Source organism: Butyricicoccus pullicaecorum (genome assembly GCF_002160355.1).
Classification (GTDB): Bacteria; Bacillota; Clostridia; order Oscillospirales; family Butyricicoccaceae; genus Butyricicoccus; species Butyricicoccus pullicaecorum.
The window spans coordinates 268,285-285,850 of sequence record NZ_NFKK01000002.1 but is presented as its reverse complement, the minus strand read 5'-3'; the positions used below and the strand labels follow the sequence as shown (position 1 = coordinate 285,850).

The following is a 17,566-nucleotide window of genomic DNA, read 5'->3' as shown; positions in this document are numbered from 1 at the left end:
GCATCACGATACGCAGCCCTTGTATGTTTTTATGCCAGGAATACCGATGCGCCCGGGCCCAGCGGCAGATTGAAGGCCATCCACACGATGACCTGCACAATCCAGACGATGAGGAAGGCGATGGAGTACGGCAGCGTCATGGAAATGATGGTGCCGATACCGGTATTTTTTTCGTACTTCTGCGCCATACCGATGACGATGGGCAGATAGGGATAGATCGGCGTGAGCGGGTTTGCAATCGAGTCACCGATACGGTAGATGGCCTGTGCAAACTCGGGCGAATAGCCGAGCAGCATGAACATCGGCACGAAAATCGGTGCAAAGATGTACCACTTTGCCGTGCCGCTGGTCATAAAGAAGTTCACCAAGATGGTCAGCAGGATGACACCGATGACCAGCGGAATGCCGGTAAAGCCGACCTTCTGCAGGGCATCGGACGCATTGACCGCAATGATCGTACCGAGGTTGGTGTAGCTGAACATGTTGATGAACTGCGCGATGACAAAGACCAGAACGATATAGCCGGTCAGCGACTGGAGCGAATTGGCCATCATCTTCGGGATGTCACCGCTGTCTTTGATCGTGCCCACGGTCTTGCCGTACACGACACCAGCCAGTACAAAATAGACAATCAGGATAGGAACCAGACCGGTGATGAACGGAGATTCCAGAATGCTGCCGTTTTCACCGCGCAGCAGGCCGTTCTGCGGAACCAGGCAGATCAGCAGCAGGATTGCATAAATGAGGGTGAAAATACCCGCATTGCGCAGACCCTTCTTTTCCAGATCGGTTGCCGTGCGCTCGTCCGCCTTCTCGCTGCCCTTGTACTCACCCAGACGGGGTACAATGATGCGGTCATTGACGAAAACGCCCACGACGGTCAGCACCAGACAGGACACAATCATAAAATACCAGTTGATCGCCGGGGTCAGCGTGACCGACGGGTCGATCATCTGTGCTGCGTCCTCGGTGACACCGTAGAGCAGTGCATCGGTGCCGGTGATGAGGATATTTGCGGTGAAACCGGCGTTGGTGGCAGCGTAGCCTGCAATCAGACCGGCAATCGGATGCTTGCCCACCGCCTGAAATGCGGTTGCAGCCAGTGCCGGAATGACGATGATGGATGCCTCAGACGCGATACTGCCGTTGATGCCCAGAAACAGGACGGTCGCACTCAGTGCCCACAGCGGAACGCCCAGAATGGCGCGGCGCATGAAGGTATCGAGCAGGCCGCTGCCCTCTGCAAGACCGATCGCCATCTGCATGGCGAGCACCAGTCCAAGCGGTGCAAAGCCCGAGAAGTTGAGCAGCATGTTCTCCACAATCCACACCAGACCGTCTCGGCTGATGATATTCTGTACCGTAACGGTTTCGCCGGTTGTCGGATTGACCGCAGATACCCCCATCAGCGACAGGACAGCCGACAATACAGCCAAACCGGCTGTGATATACAAGAATAATATGAACGGATGCGGCAAGGTATTGCCCGCACGTTCGATGGCGCCCAGGACACCACCCGACTTGCGCTCTTTTCCCATACTGATTTTCAAACCCTTTCTTTTGTGATCGATAAAATATGACCATAGTCATATTTTTCCTTTCTTATACTATAATGCCTATTTATGAGCTTCGTCAAGTAATTTTTCGTTTTTTTACCAATTTAGCATAAGATTCTATCCCCTTTTGTCCGTGTCTGACGTACAACAGAACCGGTCTGATCGCTAAACTTTACAAAGCATATGGCACGCAATCGCGAAACAGACACAAAAAATCCGAACGGACGCACCGTTCGGATTTTTATTCATTTCGCCGTATGATAAATTCCGCGGCAGAAGGTATGCAGAAAATACAGACATTCCTGGGTCAGATCGAACTGCCCCCGACTGGAACACCACTCGAAAAAGCTGGCGCGGATGCCGTGCAGAATGAGGCGGGTGGTGTCGGGCACATCCAGAGCCGGGTCATAGATTCCGGCGCCCTGTCCCGCGGTGAGCAGCTCGGACAGGATGCGAAACAAGGCTCGATCCTCGTTGAGCAGTCCCGGATGTTCCTGCCCTTCGGTTAGCTGCTTGACATACAGCACGCGGATGAGGTCCAGACCGATGACCTCCTCAGTAAACCGGCACGCACCCTTTACAATCTCTTCCATCTGCTCATCGATAGACAGATCATCCGGCAAACCGGCCATGATCTGATCGTAATAGGTATCATACTGCCGCAGCATCTCCAAAATAATGTCCGATTTGGTATTGAAATAGATATAGAACGTCCCTTTGGCCATGCCGGCCTCACGGACAATCTCGTCCACCGAAACCCGGTCAAATCCGCGCTCGCGGAACAACTTCATCGCACACTGGTATAACTGTCGCTTGGTGCGTACGCCCTTTGTCTCTTTTTCCATAGTTTTCTCCTCGTCTTCCGACATTTCCCCTGCGGCTCTCTGTCAGGTGCATCCATTATATCAAAAAATGAACGAAAATGGAACGCATGGCGCAAAACCCAGATATCCGCCCGCAAATTTTCCATATTTTCCTTCTTGCTTTGCCAATCGCCTCGTGAAATCCGTCAAAAGCGCAAGGATTCTGTCTCAAAATTCCTGTGATTTTCACAAGTTGCATATAACTAACTTTTCGTGCTATAATACACACCGGCATGCAGTGTGTAACAAGCAAGAAACGCACTGTGTCTTTTTTTGTGTTATGGTTAGTTTAAACTAACCTTCGTTCCTGTTTGAGAAAGGGAGTCGATATGCTCAAATCCAATCGTTCCACCATCCTTCTGTCGCTCGCCCTTATCGTGCTTGCGATCTGTTCGCTCTTTGTCGGCGTCATCGACCTGACACCCCGTGATTTATTATCCGGTGATCTGCACCAGCTGGAGGTCTTTGTGGTCTCCCGCCTGCCCCGACTGCTCGCCATCCTGTGCACCGGCGTGGGCATGAGTGTCGCCGGACTCATTATGCAGCAGCTTTGCAGCAATAAATTCGTCTCACCCACCACCGGCGCGACCATCTCCTCGGCACAGTTCGGCATTCTGCTTGCCCTGCTGTTCTTCCCGGCCTCCACGCTCTGGAGCCGTGCACTCTTTGCCTTTGGCGCGGCCATTCTTGGCACCTGGGTCTTTGTCTGGTTCATCCAGCGCATCCAGTTCAAGGACGCGGTCATGGTCCCGCTCGTGGGCATCATGTTCGGCAACGTCATCGGCGGTCTGACCAGCTATCTCGCCTATCAGCACGACATGACACAGGCACTGTCCACCTGGCTGGTCGGTCACTTCTCGCTTGTCCTCAAGGGACGTTATGAGATCGTCTGGCTGACCGTTCCGCTGGTCATTCTGGCCTTTGTCTTTGCAAACCACTTCAACATCGTTGGTCTGGGTCGGGATTTCTCCAAAAACCTTGGCGTTCCCTATAACCTTGTCCTGTTCGCCGGTCTGACCATCTCGGCCATGATTACCGCGTCCATCGTGGTGGTCGTCGGCTCGATCTCCTACATCGGTCTGATCGTTCCCAACGTCGTCGCCATGTTCAAGGGCGATAAGATTCGCGGCGCACTGGTCGACACCGCGCTGTTCGGTGCGCTCTTCGTGCTGGTCTGTGATATGATCGGCCGCGTGGTTATCTTCCCCTACGAGCTGCCCATCGAACTCATCGTCGGCATCCTCGGCAGCCTGATCTTCATTGGTCTGCTGTTCTATCGCCTGAAAAACGGACGCAAAGCCGTCCGACTCGGCAAAAACCCCGGGACAAGCTGCTGTTCGCCGCTCCCCGATCTGAAAGGAGGCGAAATGTCGTGAATCTGTCCGCAGTCCGCGCAAATCGCACCAAATTGCTTATCATGCTGGCTCTAGTCGTGCTCTGTGCCGCCGGCTACATGCTCATTGAAGTAAACTTTGCAAATCCCAAGCTGTTCCAGTACGCCATGAAGCTGCGTACCCCCAAGCTCATCGTCATGCTCATCACGGCCTTCGCCATCGGCGGCGCGTCCATCGTCTTTCAGTCGGTCATCAACAACACCATCGTGACCCCCTGTCTGCTGGGCATGAACTCGCTGTACACCCTCATCCACACGGCAGTCGTCTTTTTCCTGGGCTCGGGCAGTCTGATCGCCACCAATGCCAATCTGTCGTTTGCCGTGGACGTGGTGCTCATGGGCATCTCGGCCACCCTCATTTACAGCTGGATTTTTAAAAAGACCCGGCACAATGTACTCTACGTCTTGCTGGCGGGCACCGTGCTGACCTCCTTTTTCGGCAGCATCCAGTCCACTCTCACCCGCGTCATGGACCCCAATGAGTACGACACCCTGCTGACCACGCTGGTTGCAAGCTTCAACAACATCAACTCGGAGATCATCGTCTTTTCGCTCATCCTGCTGGCCGTGATCGTCTTTGCCCTGCGCCGTGAGCTTGCACTGCTCGACGTGCTCACCCTCGGCAAAGCACAAGCCATCAATCTGGGCGTCGACTATGACCGCTGCATCCGCCGTCTGCTTCTGGGCGTGACCCTGTGCATCGCGGTTGCAACCGCCATGGTCGGCCCGATCTCCTTCCTCGGCCTCATCATCGCAAACCTGTCCCGCCAGCTGCTCAAAACCTACCGTCACAGCCAGCTCATTCTAGGCTCTGCCCTGTTCGGTATGATCGTTCTGGTTGGCGGTCAGCTCATCGTCGAGCACGTCTACACCTATTCGGTACCGGTCAGCGTCTTCATCACGGTTGGCGGCGGTCTGTACTTCCTCTATCTCCTCCTGTCACGAAAGAAGGTCTGATTTATGCACATTCAGTCGTTAACCAAGCAGTACGGCGACAAAACGGTCGTCGACGGCGTCAGCTTTTCCATCCCCAAAGGCAAGGTCATCTCGCTCATCGGCCCAAACGGTGCGGGCAAGTCTACTGTGATGGGCATGATCTCGCGCCTGATCGCCCACGACAGCGGTCTGGTCGAGTTCGAGGGCAAGGAGATGCGCAAGTGGAAGAGCCGCGAGTTGTCCAAGCGTCTGGCCATCCTGACTCAGCAGAACAACATTCAGATGAAGCTGACCGTGCGTGAGCTGGTCTGCTTCGGACGTTTTCCCTACTCGGGCAACCGTCTGACCCCGGAAGACCATGAAATTGTCGACCGTGCACTGGATTATATGGAGCTGCACGACTTTGCCGACCGTTTCATCGATGAACTGTCGGGCGGTCAGCGTCAGCGCGCACTGATTGCAATGGTCATCGCACAGGACACCGATTATGTCCTGCTCGACGAGCCGACCAATAACCTCGACATCTATCACGCGACCAACATGATGAAAATTGTGCGTCGTCTGTGTGATGAGCTGGGTAAAACGGTCATTTTAGTTCTTCACGAGATCAATTACGCCGCCTTTTACTCGGATTATATCTGTGCGTTCAAGGATGGCAAGATCGCAAAATTCGGCACCGCAGAGGAGGTGATGACCAAGGAAAATCTGTCCGAGATCTACCAGGTAGACTTCGAAATTCTGAACATCAAGGGAAAACCGCTGTCTATCTACTATTAAGCACACACATTTTTCGGTACTTTTTGAAAAAAGGAGCATGTACTGATGAAAAAGATTGTTTCTCTGGCACTGGCTGCCGCTGCTGTTCTGAGTCTGACCGCCTGCGGCGCAGACAAGACCGCATCCACCTCCGACGCTTCCGCGAATGCTGCTGCGGAAACCATGACCATCACCTCACTCAACGGCAGCAAGGAAGAGATTTCGCTCGAGGTGCCGTCCGACCCGCAGCGCATCGCCATTTTGGACATGGCTTCGCTGGACATTCTGGACGCACTGGGCGTCGGTGACCGCGTGGTCGGCACGGCAGATACCAGTCTGGAGTACTTACAGAGTTATATTGGCGGCGATGTCGCAAATCTCGGCACCATCAAGGAAGCCGACCTCGAGGCTGTCATGGCTTCCGAGCCGGACGTGATCTTCATCGGCGGCCGTCTGGCATCGAGCTATGACGCGCTCAGTGAGATCGCACCGGTCGTCTATCTGTCGGTCGACACCGAGGTCGGCGTGGTCGAGAGCGTGCGCAAGAACGCCACCACCATCGCTTCCCTGTTTGGCATGGAAAGCAAGGTCGACGAGCTGATGGCAGGCTTTGACGGCCGCATCGAGGCACTGTCTGCCTTTGCCAAGGACAAGACCGCCATCATCGGCATGACCACCAGCGGCAGCTATAATGTACTGGGCAACGATGGCCGCTGCTCGATCATTGGCCGCGAGATCGGCTTCCAAAACATCGGCATTGATGCAAACCTCGACACCTCCACCCACGGCAACGAAGCATCCTTCGAGTTCATTGTAGACAAGAACCCGGACTACATCTTTGTCATGGATCGTGACGCGGCAGTCGGTACCGACGGTGCAAAGCTCGCACAGGAAATCATGGAAAACCAGCTGGTTATGGGCACCAACGCGTACAAGAACGGTCATATCGTGTACCTGTCGCACCCGGCAGTCTGGTACACGGCTGAGGGCGGCATCACCGCACTCGACCTGATGCTCTCCGATCTGGAAAGCACCCTGCTGACCTAAATTTTTGTTCCCTCTGGAATCGGAATCCCCCGGTTTCAGAGGGATTTTTTGTCTCAATCAGGATAAGCAAGGAAAAAACAAGATTTTAGGGGCAGGCAGCGCGCAGATTGTATGGTATGATAAGAGAAACGTGTTTTTTCGGAGGTGAATCTATGGACAGTTCGGTTCATCCGCGCATCCGTCAGTGCGCCGTGCTGGAAGCCGACGCGGTCTGTGACCATCTACATGTCCCAGCGAACGGTCTGAGCACCGAACAGGCAGAAAAAAGCCGTGCACAGTTTGGCAGCAATGCGGTTTCGAGCGGAACGGCAGACACGGTCGGCTTCCGTCTGCGCCGCGCGTTCATCAATCCCTTTACGGTTATTCTGTTTCTTCTGGCTGTCATCTCTCTGGTGACCGATGTCGTTCTGGCTTCCAATTTCAGCCGCAACGCCACGACGGTCATCATTATATGCTGTATGCTGCTGCTCAGCGGCACGGTGCGCTTTGTGCAGGAGCTGCGTGCAAAGCGCATCTCCGACCATCTCTCTGACCTGACGCACACCGAGGTCACAGTCTGTCGGGATGGCCGGTGGATTGGTCTGCCCGCGTCCGCTCTGGTTGTGGGCGATCTTGTGCGCCTGTCTGCCGGCGACCGTGTCCCGGCCGATCTGCGTCTAATACAGGCAAATGACCTGTTCGTCTCTCAGTCCATCATCACCGGCGAGAGTGCCGTGCTGGAAAAAACCGCACAAGCACTCTCCCATCTGCCCCGTGACTATGCATCCTACCAGAACACGGTCTTTCAGGGCTGTTCGGTCATCGGCGGCAGCGGTCAGGGCATCGTTCTGGCCGTCGGTTCGGACACTGTTTCGGGCGGTACCATGCAGGCACCGCTGTGGCGCAAGAACGGCTTCGACCGCGGTGCAAACTCGATCGCCTGGGTGCTCATCCGCTTTATGGCCGTGCTCGTCCCCATCGTCTTTGTCGCGGTCGGTCTGACCAAGGGCGACTGGTTTGCCGCCTTTCTGTTTGCTCTTTCGGTTGCGGTCGGTCTGACCCCCGAAATGCTGCCCATGGTCATCAATGCCTGTCTTGCCAAGGGCAGCGCCGCGATGGAAGGCAAACAGACCGTGGTCAAAAACATCAACGCCATGCAGGGCTTTGGCAGCATGGATGTCTTATGTGTGGACAAGACCGGCACGCTGACCGGAGACACCGTACTGCTCGAATACTATCTGGACGTTCTGGGTAACGAGAGCGAGCGGGTGCTGGAACTCGCCTATCTGAGCAGCCGGTACGCCACCGGCGTGGAAAATCATCTGGACAGGGCAATTTTGCGCTATGGCACCTTCCCTGGCTGGGATGCACGGTTGGATGGGTTTCAGGTGCAGCATCCCAAGCTGGACGAGCTGCCGTTTGACTACAATCGCCGCTGCTCGAGTGTACTGGTCAAAGATGAGGCGTGCAATCTGCTCATTGTCAAGGGCAGCATTGACGCGGTCTGCCGCCGGTGCAGTCAGGTGGTGCACCGCGGTGCGCTCCAGCCCTTCGGCGCGGATGGTCTGAGCAGTGTGCATGCGGTCGTGGACGAAATGCTGGAAGACGGCATGAAGGTGCTGGCTGTCGCCTATCGTCCGGTCACGCTGCAAGCCCTGACCCCGGACGACGAGCACGACCTGATTCTGCTCGGCTATCTGGTCTTTTTTGATGCGCCCAAGGCCAGCGCTGCCAGCGCGATTGACAAACTAAACGCACTGCACGTGCACAGCAAAGTGCTGACCGGTGACCAGAAGAGCGTCGCGGTGTCCATCTGCCGCCGTCTGGGGATTGACACCACGGCGGTGCTGACCGGCGAAGCTCTCGACCAACTGACCGACAACGAGCTTCCGGTCTGCGTCGAGCGCTGCACAGTCTTTGCCGAGCTGTCGTCCAAACAGAAAATGCGCATTGTGCAGGTCTTGCAGGATAACGGCCATACGGTCGGTTTTCTGGGCGACGGCATGAACGATCTGCCCGCCATCACAGCCGCCGACGTGGGCATCTCGGTCGATACCGCTGCCGAATCGGTGCGTGAGTGCGCCGACGTGCTGCTGCTCAAAAAAGACCTGAACGTGCTGGAAGCAGGCATTCTGGAAGGCCGAAAAGCCTTCGCCAACATGACAAAGTACATCAAGATCACCGCGTCGTCCAACTTTGGCAATATCTTTTCCATCGTCATCGCGAGCGTCTTCCTGCCCTTCTTCCCCATGACCTCGGTGCAGCTCTTGCTGCTCAATCTGCTCTACGACATCCTGTGTCTGGTACTACCGTGGGACAAGGTCGACGGCGAAGCCTGCGCCCGTCCGCTCGAGTGGTCGGGTCGAACGCTCGGACGATTTATGCGCTTTTTCGGACCCATCAGCTCGTTTTTCGATATCCTGACCTTTGGATTTCTGTTTTTCTGGCTGTGTCCCCAGATTTGCGGCGGAAATTTCTCGGCTCTCTCGCCCGAAGCGCAGCGGCAATTTGTCTCTCTGTTCCAGACCGGTTGGTTTTTGGAGTCCATGTGGACACAGATTCTGATTTTGCACCTGCTGCGCACCCAAAAAGTGCCGCTGGGCCGTCCTTCCCGTCCGGTCATGCTGGTCACGCTGTCCGGCATCGTGCTGTTCACCGCGCTGGTCTTTACCCCGCTCGGTGCGCTCATCGGACTGACTGCGCTTCCCCTGCGCTATTTCGCATTTTTAACCGCCGTTGTCGTGCTCTATCTGCTGCTCGTCACGGTCGCAAAGACCTGGTATCTGCGCCGATACCACACCCTGCTGTGAGAAAGGAGGCATCCATCTATGAAAAAGAACATCGGTTTTGTCAATTTGGATTCCTCGCTGGCACAGTGGCTGTGTGATGCACTGCGCACCGCAGCGCCCGCAACGGTCAGCGCACAGGACTTGCTGGACGGCGTGCGCAGTCTCATAGCGGGTGAAGCCTCCTCGCTGCTGCTCGAGCTGACCGCCGATGCACCCGTGCCCGCACCGGCCGACACCATCGTCTGCGGCGCGCTCACCATCTCCCCCAAGGCGCGCAGCGTCACCCGGGACGGTGTGGACATTCCGCTCACGCCCAAGGAGTTCGACATTCTGTGCTTTCTCGCCCGCAACCGCGGCGAGGTCTTTACTAAAGAACAGATTTATCAGGCGGTCTGGTCGGGCGATTATCTGCTCGACGACAGCAATATCATGGCCTTTATCCGCAAACTGCGCAAAAAGATTGAACCCAATCCCGACGCGCCCGAGTACATTCTGACCATCTGGGGCATTGGATACAAGTTTAACGACACTTTCTGACACCGGCTGCTGCCTTCGGGCGGCAGCTTTTTTTATTTCTTGCCCAATCGCAAGAATTTCGCAAGGTTTTGGTCATGGGAACTGCGCCTGCCCTCCGGTATACTAAACTTACACTGCACAATATGCGAAAAAACAGGAGGTGAAACAGATGGATTCTGACGGGAATCCCAATCGGCAAGCAACCAAAGCCGCAGACAGTCCGCAGAATTGGTCTGTCTCATCCCGCTCGTTCCTTGCCTCATTCACAAAAAACAGGAGGTAAGTCCCATGTTTAACCTGCACACCCGCCGGAAGGATTCCGGCACCCCTGCATGTACGCTCCAGCGCGACGCGTATAACCGCTGCATCCGGGATGCAGCTGCCAAGCCGGTCAAGGATGTCTTAGACCAGACCGGCACCATGCTGTGCGGTCTGGACGAACAGACCGTCACCGCGCACCGCGCACAGTTCGGCACAAACAAGGTCACCCACCAGAAAAAGCAGTCGCTTGCACAGCGCGTGGCCGGTGCTTTCATCAATCCCTTTACCGCAATCCTCTTCTTCCTCGCGCTGGTCTCGGCGGTCACCGACATGCTGTTTCCTGCACTCTCGCTGTTCGGCAGCACGCCCGAGGACTTCGACTGTCTGACCGTCGTGATCATCCTCACCATGGTCTTTATTTCCGGCGTCCTGCGCTTTGTTCAGGAATCGCGCAGCGGCAACGCGGCTGCAAAGCTGCTGTCCATGATCACCACCACCTGCACGGTTGACCGCAAGGGTCATCCCATGCAGGAAATTGGTCTGGACGAGGTCGTGGTCGGCGATATCGTCCATCTATCGGCCGGCGACATGATTCCGGCTGATCTGCGCATCATCGAGGCAAAAGACCTCTTTATCAGTCAGTCCGGTTTGACCGGCGAGAGCGAACCGGTGGAAAAGACACCGGCTTGCAGCCCGGACACCGACTGCGCCATCACCGAATATTCCAACATCGCTTTTATGGGCAGCAACGTCATTTCGGGCAGCGCATGCGGTGTCGTGCTAGCCGTCGGTGACAACACCCTATTTGGCTCGATGGCCTCAGCCGTCGCCGAGGAAGCGGTCGAGACCAGCTTCACCAAGGGCGTCAACGCGGTTTCCTGGGTGCTCATCCGCTTTATGATGGTCATGGTTCCTCTGGTCTTTCTCATCAACGGTCTGACCAAGGGTGACTGGCTGGGTGCCTTCCTGTTCGGCATCTCCATCGCGGTCGGTCTGACCCCGGAAATGCTGCCCATGATCGTAACCACCTGTCTGGCCAAGGGTGCGGTGTCCATGAGCCGACAGAAAACCATCGTCAAAAATCTCAATTCCATCCAGAATTTCGGTGCGATCGACATTCTGTGCACCGATAAGACCGGTACGCTGACCCAAGATCAGGTCGTTCTGGAGTATCACATGGACGTAAACGGTCGGGACGATCTGCGCGTCCTGCGTCACGCCTACCTCAACAGCTACTTCCAGACCGGATACAAAAACCTCATGGATGTTGCCATCATTCGCAAGACCGAGGAGTCCGAAGCCGAAGATCCCCGTCTGGTCGATCTGTCCGAGCACTATGTCAAGGTCGACGAGATTCCCTTCGACTTTGCCCGCCGCCGTCTAACCACGGTCGTGGCCGACAAGAGCGGCAAGACCCAGATGGTCACCAAGGGTGCAGTCGAGGAAATGCTGTCCATCTGCTCGTTTGTCGAGTACGACGGTCAGGTGCAGCCGCTCGGCCATACGCTGCGACAGAAAATTCTTCGTACAGTTGATGAGCTCAACGCTAAGGGTTTCCGCGTGCTGGCCATCGCACAAAAGAGCAATCCGTCCCCGGTCGGCGCGTTCGGCGTCAAGGACGAGTGCGACATGGTGCTGCTTGGCTATCTGGCCTTCCTCGACCCGCCCAAGGAGACCGCTGCCGGTGCCATTCAGGCACTGCGTGAGTACGGCGTGACCACCAAGATTCTGACCGGTGACAACGACAAAGTCACCCGCACCATCTGTGCGCAGGTCGGTCTGAAAGTGCGCAATATGCTGCTCGGACCCGAGATCGAGTCCATGTCCGACGAGGCGCTGGCACGCGCTGCCGAAACCACCGACGTATTCGCCAAGCTGACCCCCGAGCAGAAAGCCCGCGTCGTGCGCGTGCTGCGTGAAAGCGGCCACACAGTCGGCTTTATGGGCGACGGTATCAACGACGCGGCTGCCATGAAGGCGGCAGATATCGGTATCTCGGTCGATACTGCGGTGGACATCGCCAAGGAGAGCGCAGACATCATCCTGCTGGAAAAAGACCTCATGGTACTGGAAAAGGGCATCATTGAAGGCCGAAAGACCTACGCGAACATGATTAAGTATATCAAAATGACCGCATCTTCCAACTTCGGCAACATGTTTTCGGTTCTGGCTGCCTCGGCACTGCTGCCCTTTCTGCCCATGATGAGCATTCATCTGATTCTGCTCAACCTGATCTACGACCTGTCGTGCACGGCGATTCCGTGGGACCACGTGGACGAGGAATATCTCAAGGTACCGCGCAAGTGGGATGCCTCCTCGGTCGGCAGCTTCATGCTGTGGATTGGGCCGACCAGCTCCATTTTTGACTTTACCACCTACATTTTCATGTACTTTGTGTTCTGTCCGCTGTTTGTGTCGCACGGTGTGCTGTACAACGATCTTGCAAACCACTTCTCGGGCACTGAGTTGACCCAAATGCAGATCGCTTACGCCGCACTGTTCCAAGCCGGCTGGTTTGTCGAGTCCATGTGGAGCCAGACGCTTGTTATTCACATGATCCGCACCCCAAAAATCCCGTTCATCCAGAGCCGCGCGTCGGCACCGCTGACGCTGCTGACCTGCACCGGCATTCTGGTACTGACCGCCATCCCGTTTACGCCGCTCGGCACCATGCTGGGCTTCGCCGCCCTGCCTCTGAGCTATTTTGCCTACCTCATCCCCTGCATTCTGCTCTATATGGTGCTGGCAACCAGCTTGAAAAAGGCCTATGTCCGCCGTTTCGGCGAACTTCTGTAAGAAATGGAGGGTTTTTCTATGAATTTAAATGCACTCTGGCTGCATCTGTTCGGCAGCACGGACTTTCTGGGCATCAATTTTGGATTCTGGGCTGCAATGTCCATCGTCCTGTTCATCACCATCCTGATGAATGTAGTGTTCTGGACGATTGCACTCAAAAAATAAGCACAAAAAAGCACCGAACGTCGCTTGTTCGGTGCTTTTTCCATCTTACTCCAGCAGCATGCGCACGCCGCCATAGATTCCGGCGTTATTGCCCAGTTTTGCTTCTTTAAACTCGGTCTCACGGGAAGCATGGAAGGCCTTCTGCTTGAAGTTGCGACGAACGGACTCCATGAGAATCTCACCCGCACGCGCCATACCACCACCGATGACAAAGGCTTCCGGGTTGACCACGCATGCGATCATAGCAAGTCCCTTGCCGAGGTATGCGCACGCACGCTCGGTCAGCTCCAGTGCGACCTTGTCGCCCTGCTTTGCCGCGTCGAACACGTCCTTTGCCTCAATGTTCTGCACAGAACGCAGGCTACTCTCGACTTCGGGGTGCTCGTCTAAGTAGCGCTGGGCGCTGCGTGCAACCGCAGTCGCCGAGCTGTACTGTTCGAGGCAGCCCTGATTGCCGCAGGTGCAGGTCTCGGGCTGGTTATCCTCGACCGGCAGGTGACCGATCTCACCAGCTGCGCCATTGATACCGGGCAGGATGTGTCCGTCGATGATGATACCGCCGCCGACACCGGTACCCAGCGTGACCATAACGATGTTCTGGTATCCGGCACCGCCACCCTGCCACATCTCGCCCAGCGCGGCGACATTGGCATCATTTCCGGCTTTGACGCGCAGTCCGGTGAGCACGCTCAGGCGGTGCTCAACATTGAACACGTCCCAGCCCAGATTGACGCACTTAAACACCGTACCGTCCGAGCCAACCGGACCGGGTACGCCCAGTCCGATGCCCTCCACGTCCAGGGTAGAAATCTTCTTTTCTTTCAGTTTATCGTCCACAGCCTGTGCGATATCGTTTAAGATAAATTTTCCGTCGGCCTCGGTGCGGGTCGGAATCTCCCACATCTCGAGCAGCTTGCCGTTGGTCTCAAACAGACCCATTTTAATCGTCGTTCCACCGATATCCACGCCGAATGCGTATGTTTTACTCATCTTTTTCTCTCTTTCCCTCGAAACAGGGAAAAGGGCGCAAGCGCCCTTTTTCTGCCGAGCATATTGTTTCACTTCCCGGAAAAAACGCCCGCTCGGTGTCCCTTTTCTTATTCGAATGCGACCGACTGGCCGGTGCGTGCGGACTCTCTGACCGCTTCCATCAGTGCGAGCACGCGGCGGGTCTCCTCGACCTTGACCAGAAATTCCTCCTCACCGCGATAGGCCTTCTTGTAGTTTTCGAAGTAGTCCTCGTGGCAGGTGGGCACCGTGGGCAGGGGCTCGGTCACGATGGTGCCCTCAGCCGGAGGGCCGAACGAACGGGTGGGGCCTGCTGCGGTCATGGTGCGCTGACCGGATACGTTTTGCAGCAGATGGGTGGTGCGCACGATCTTGCCCTCTGGCTCAAAGCCGTCGACATAGGCGCTGCCCTGATTGCCGCCGATCATCCAATGACGCTCGAACCACTTGTCGTGCATCTTATCGGTCAGATAATAGGTACCCAGCTCGACTTCGGCCATGATATCATTGTCAAACCGCATGAGAATCTTGAAATAATCGTCGACCTCAAAGTTAATGACGTTGCGCAGGTCGGCGTAAACGCTCTTGATCTTAGCCCCCGGCATCATCCACAGAATCTGGTCGAGCAGATGCACGCCCCAGTCGTACAGCATGCCGCCGCCCTCTTTTTTGTAGACGTGCCAGTCGTGCATGTTGCCATTGAAACCGTACAGACCGCTCTTGATCGAGTAGACCTTGCCCAGACTGCCCTGATCGAATACCGCCTTCATGGTGCGGAAATCGGGGTCAAGGCGGCGCTGGTGGTGAACGGTGAACTTCACGCCGCATTCTTTGGTGACTGCAAGCATGCCGTCCAGCTCCTCGGTGGTCATGGCAACCGGCTTTTCACAGATGATATCCTTGCCGGCCTTGGCGGCCTGTACCACCAGATCATAATGCTGGTTGTTGTTGGCTGCAATCAGCACAACGTCAACTTCCGGGTCATGCATCAGCTCATCGTTGGACGCATAGCGCTTGATGCCCTCCTGCACGTCTTCCAGCTGCTTTTGGTCAATGTCCGAGATACCAACCACGCGGATTCCGTCCATCTTGGTCAGCATTTTTTCATGCTCGTGGCCCATAAAGCCGTGGCCTACGATACCGATTCTGATATCATCCATAAAAAGCACCTATTCCCTTCAAATTACGTAATTTCTCAAATATTTTGTGCTCAGCAGCACCGACTTCTTGACATCCTCCACCGAGCCTTCGAACGCCTTGTCCTCGATCTCGATACAGGTGTAACCCTGATAGCCGATATCGGTCAGGGCAGATACATACTTGCCCCAGTTGACGTCACCCAGACCGGGCAGCTTGGGCGACATGAAGTCGAGCGGATAGCCCATGATACCAACCTGCTGGAGGCGGTCGGGATAAACCTTGATGTCCTTATAGTGGACGTGGAAAATCTTGTCCTTAAACTCGTAGAGCGGCTGGATGTAGTCGATCATCTGCCAGACAAAGTGCGAGGGGTCGTAGTTGAGTCCCAAGTTTGCGCTGGGCAGAATCTCGAAGACCTTGCACCAGATGGCAGGCGTGGTCATGAGGTTCTGACCGCCCGGCCACTGGTCTGCACCGAACAGCATCGGGCAGTTTTCAATCGCGATCTTTACGCCCTTGGCCTCAGCCAGTGCGATGATCGGCGGCCAAACTTCACGGACGAGTTCCAGATTTTCCTCGACTGTCTTGGTTTGATCTCGGCCAATGAAGGTCGTGACCATGTTGACACCCAACTTGGCCGATGCACAGATCAGCTTTTTGAGGTGTTCGACGGCTGCGGTGCGCTTGTCCAGATCAGCGTCCATGGTGTTCGGATAGTATGCCAGAGAGGAGATCTCGATGCCCTTCTGTGCTGCGTAATCGAGCAGATGCTGTGCGTAGGCATCGTCTTCCAGCACGCGGTCGGCATCAATGTGGCTCACGCCTGCATAGCGGCGCTCTGCCTTGCCCGCCGGCCAGCAAGCGACCTCGACACATTCCAGACCGGCCTGTGCGACCAGATCAATCATCTCTTCATAGCCCATCGTGTCCGCGATGGCGCTTACAAGTCCCAGTTTCATCTGTCCTGTGCTCCTTTCTTTACCAATCCTGCTCGGCATAGCCCTGGTATGCCTTCTTGCGCTCTGCCAGATCAGGAATCTGACCGGGGCCGACTGCCTGGGTCTTGATCTCGGTGGAGTGCTCGAGCTTGCCGTCCCAGTGCAGACGCGAACGCTTCTGCTGTGCCTCGCTGAAGTTTACCTTGAGCTTGCCGTCCTGCATGGAAGCCTCACCCGAAATACCGCAGACCGGGCATTCGATGTGTGCGCCGTCCTCGGAGACGGTCAGCATGTTGCAGTGGCAGACCGGGCACACGCCCTGCTCTTCACCGCGCCAGCGGGTGCGCTCTTCCTCGGTCTCGGCCGCAAGCGCCTCGGCGATGTTCTTGCCCATGGTGCGCATGCGCTCCATCTGGGTGTCGTTGCCCAGTACGTGTTCGCATGCCATCGCGCCGTGATATTCATGCATGTCCACAACGTCGATGCCCATGGACATGGTGAACTCATACATGGTTGGCAGCATGAATGCCAGCCAGTTTTTGGTCATCGCACCGCCAACCGAGATCAGCGCACCAACGCGCTTTTTGAAGCTGCGCGGGTCGGGCAGCTGGTCGGGAGACTTGCCTGCCGCCAGACCTTCCTCGTAAGTTGCCTTGCGGAAAGTGATGTCGTGCGAGGGACCGATTCGGTCACAGACCACCTTGAACTTGCCGGTGGGGCTCAGGACGTAGGTCGGAGAGCCGACGATGACGGCATCGCACTCCATCAGTGCTTCGTCCAGAATGTGGAAGTCGTCCTTAACCGGACAGCCGCCCTTACCGCGGCCGGTGGTCATGCCGACCACGCACGAAATGCAGCCGGTGCACGGCTTGATGTCCAAATCGTCACCGCGCAGGAACTTGACCTGACAGCCTGCCTTCTCGCACTCCATCAGTGCGGTCTTTACCATGACATCGGTGTTACCCATCTTACGGCCAAACGAAATGCCGAGTACTTTTTTCATATCCTTCCAGTTCTCCTCTTATGCAATCACAACGTCGCGTTCTTTGATACCCTCGAGCGGTACCGGGATGTATGCCGTACGGGTGGCAACTGTCAGCTTGACCTTATGCGTGCCCTTGGACAGTCCGCCCTCCTGCAAAACACGGATGTAAAGCGGCTCGCCGTACTCCCACTTGTAGGTCGTGACGGTCTCGGCCTCTTTGAGCGTAAACCAGTCATGCTGATCGACCGAAATGCGGATATCCTCGGCCGGAGCCTCTACGCCGTCGACTGCGACCTTGATGTACTCGATCATGGACATCGGGATACCGCGGTAGTAGGTGATGTTGGTCTGCAGCTCATAGCCCACGACTGCGCCCTGTTCGGTTACGTTGACGCAGGTATTTGCCTTAAATACGTTATTATCAAACATCTTTGTCTT

15 protein-coding genes are annotated in these 17,566 nt (G+C 56.0%); 8 read left to right on the top strand and 7 right to left on the bottom strand.

Annotated elements, in window-relative coordinates; translation table 11 throughout:
- Positions 1-29 precede the first annotated feature (29 nt).
- Positions 30-1,538, bottom strand: a complete 1,509-nt coding sequence (locus B5F17_RS03040; protein ID WP_087370657.1) for an AbgT family transporter — start codon at positions 1,536-1,538, stop codon at positions 30-32.
- A 263-nt stretch (positions 1,539-1,801) separates the two neighbouring features.
- Positions 1,802-2,401, bottom strand: a complete 600-nt coding sequence (locus tag B5F17_RS03035; RefSeq protein WP_087370653.1) for a TetR/AcrR family transcriptional regulator — start codon at positions 2,399-2,401, stop codon at positions 1,802-1,804.
- Between the two features lie 347 nt (positions 2,402-2,748).
- Between B5F17_RS03035 and B5F17_RS03030 the strand changes: the two genes are divergently transcribed.
- From B5F17_RS03030 to B5F17_RS02995, 8 genes are all read left to right on the top strand, one after another.
- Entirely contained in the window at positions 2,749-3,795 is a 1,047-nt protein-coding gene (locus B5F17_RS03030) for an ABC transporter permease (protein WP_143287659.1), read from the top strand.
- The gene (locus B5F17_RS03025) at positions 3,792-4,769 is read left to right on the top strand and encodes an iron chelate uptake ABC transporter family permease subunit (RefSeq protein ID WP_087370650.1); all 978 of its coding nucleotides are present in this window, start codon (positions 3,792-3,794) and stop codon (positions 4,767-4,769) included. Before B5F17_RS03030 ends, B5F17_RS03025 begins: the two co-directional genes overlap by 4 nt.
- Before the next feature lie 3 nt (positions 4,770-4,772).
- A complete protein-coding gene (locus tag B5F17_RS03020; RefSeq protein ID WP_087370647.1) occupies positions 4,773-5,525 on the top strand; it encodes an iron ABC transporter ATP-binding protein in 753 nt (250 codons plus the stop codon).
- Positions 5,526-5,570: 45 nt separating this feature from the next.
- Positions 5,571-6,551 carry a siderophore ABC transporter substrate-binding protein gene (locus B5F17_RS03015; RefSeq protein WP_087370643.1) on the top strand — a complete coding sequence of 327 codons (981 nt, stop codon included), beginning with the start codon at positions 5,571-5,573 and terminating at the stop codon, positions 6,549-6,551.
- Between the two features lie 152 nt (positions 6,552-6,703).
- Positions 6,704-9,340: a magnesium-translocating P-type ATPase gene (gene mgtA, locus B5F17_RS03010; RefSeq protein WP_087370640.1), complete on the top strand. Its 2,637-nt coding sequence runs from the start codon at positions 6,704-6,706 to the stop codon at positions 9,338-9,340.
- Between the two features lie 18 nt (positions 9,341-9,358).
- The gene (locus B5F17_RS03005; protein ID WP_087370637.1) at positions 9,359-9,856 is read left to right on the top strand and encodes a winged helix-turn-helix domain-containing protein; all 498 of its coding nucleotides are present in this window, start codon (positions 9,359-9,361) and stop codon (positions 9,854-9,856) included.
- Positions 9,857-10,123: 267 nt separating this feature from the next.
- On the top strand, positions 10,124-12,892 hold the full coding sequence (gene mgtA / locus B5F17_RS03000) for a magnesium-translocating P-type ATPase (RefSeq protein ID WP_087370635.1): 2,769 nt from the start codon (positions 10,124-10,126) through the stop codon (positions 12,890-12,892).
- A gap of 18 nt (positions 12,893-12,910) precedes the next feature.
- On the top strand, positions 12,911-13,057 hold the full coding sequence (locus B5F17_RS02995; protein ID WP_087370632.1) for a conjugal transfer protein: 147 nt from the start codon (positions 12,911-12,913) through the stop codon (positions 13,055-13,057).
- Positions 13,058-13,102: 45 nt separating this feature from the next.
- Here B5F17_RS02995 and B5F17_RS02990 read toward each other — a convergent pair whose 3' ends face one another.
- From B5F17_RS02990 to B5F17_RS02970, 5 genes are all read right to left on the bottom strand, one after another.
- The gene (locus B5F17_RS02990; protein ID WP_087370629.1) at positions 13,103-14,047 is read right to left on the bottom strand and encodes an ROK family glucokinase; all 945 of its coding nucleotides are present in this window, start codon (positions 14,045-14,047) and stop codon (positions 13,103-13,105) included.
- 107 nt (positions 14,048-14,154) lie between these two features.
- Positions 14,155-15,225 (bottom strand): Gfo/Idh/MocA family protein, encoded by a 1,071-nt coding sequence (locus B5F17_RS02985; protein WP_087370625.1) that lies wholly within the window; start codon positions 15,223-15,225, stop codon positions 14,155-14,157.
- A gap of 18 nt (positions 15,226-15,243) precedes the next feature.
- Positions 15,244-16,164 (bottom strand): sugar phosphate isomerase/epimerase family protein, encoded by a 921-nt coding sequence (locus B5F17_RS02980; protein ID WP_087370622.1) that lies wholly within the window; start codon positions 16,162-16,164, stop codon positions 15,244-15,246.
- 19 nt (positions 16,165-16,183) lie between these two features.
- Entirely contained in the window at positions 16,184-17,146 is a 963-nt protein-coding gene (locus tag B5F17_RS02975) for a flavodoxin family protein (protein ID WP_016147336.1), read from the bottom strand.
- A gap of 18 nt (positions 17,147-17,164) precedes the next feature.
- On the bottom strand, positions 17,165-17,557 hold the full coding sequence (locus B5F17_RS02970) for a C-glycoside deglycosidase beta subunit domain-containing protein (protein ID WP_016147337.1): 393 nt from the start codon (positions 17,555-17,557) through the stop codon (positions 17,165-17,167).
- Between the last annotated feature and the right edge of the window lie 9 nt (positions 17,558-17,566).

What these genes read in the sequence shown, in the direction of transcription:
- B5F17_RS03040 (WP_087370657.1), bottom strand. Translation starts at nt 1,538, where the DNA reads ATGGGAAAAGAGCGCAAGTCGGGTGGTGTCCTGGGCGCCATCGAACGT.
- B5F17_RS03035 (WP_087370653.1), bottom strand. Translation starts at nt 2,401, where the DNA reads ATGGAAAAAGAGACAAAGGGCGTACGCACCAAGCGACAGTTATACCAG.
- B5F17_RS03030 (WP_143287659.1), top strand. Translation starts at nt 2,749, where the DNA reads ATGCTCAAATCCAATCGTTCCACCATCCTTCTGTCGCTCGCCCTTATC.
- B5F17_RS03020 (WP_087370647.1), top strand. Translation starts at nt 4,773, where the DNA reads ATGCACATTCAGTCGTTAACCAAGCAGTACGGCGACAAAACGGTCGTC.
- B5F17_RS03015 (WP_087370643.1), top strand. Translation starts at nt 5,571, where the DNA reads ATGAAAAAGATTGTTTCTCTGGCACTGGCTGCCGCTGCTGTTCTGAGT.
- mgtA (WP_087370640.1), top strand. Translation starts at nt 6,704, where the DNA reads ATGGACAGTTCGGTTCATCCGCGCATCCGTCAGTGCGCCGTGCTGGAA.
- B5F17_RS03005 (WP_087370637.1), top strand. Translation starts at nt 9,359, where the DNA reads ATGAAAAAGAACATCGGTTTTGTCAATTTGGATTCCTCGCTGGCACAG.
- mgtA (WP_087370635.1), top strand. Translation starts at nt 10,124, where the DNA reads ATGTTTAACCTGCACACCCGCCGGAAGGATTCCGGCACCCCTGCATGT.
- B5F17_RS02995 (WP_087370632.1), top strand. Translation starts at nt 12,911, where the DNA reads ATGAATTTAAATGCACTCTGGCTGCATCTGTTCGGCAGCACGGACTTT.
- B5F17_RS02990 (WP_087370629.1), bottom strand. Translation starts at nt 14,047, where the DNA reads ATGAGTAAAACATACGCATTCGGCGTGGATATCGGTGGAACGACGATT.
- B5F17_RS02985 (WP_087370625.1), bottom strand. Translation starts at nt 15,225, where the DNA reads ATGGATGATATCAGAATCGGTATCGTAGGCCACGGCTTTATGGGCCAC.
- B5F17_RS02980 (WP_087370622.1), bottom strand. Translation starts at nt 16,164, where the DNA reads ATGAAACTGGGACTTGTAAGCGCCATCGCGGACACGATGGGCTATGAA.
- B5F17_RS02975 (WP_016147336.1), bottom strand. Translation starts at nt 17,146, where the DNA reads ATGAAAAAAGTACTCGGCATTTCGTTTGGCCGTAAGATGGGTAACACC.
- B5F17_RS02970 (WP_016147337.1), bottom strand. Translation starts at nt 17,557, where the DNA reads ATGTTTGATAATAACGTATTTAAGGCAAATACCTGCGTCAACGTAACC.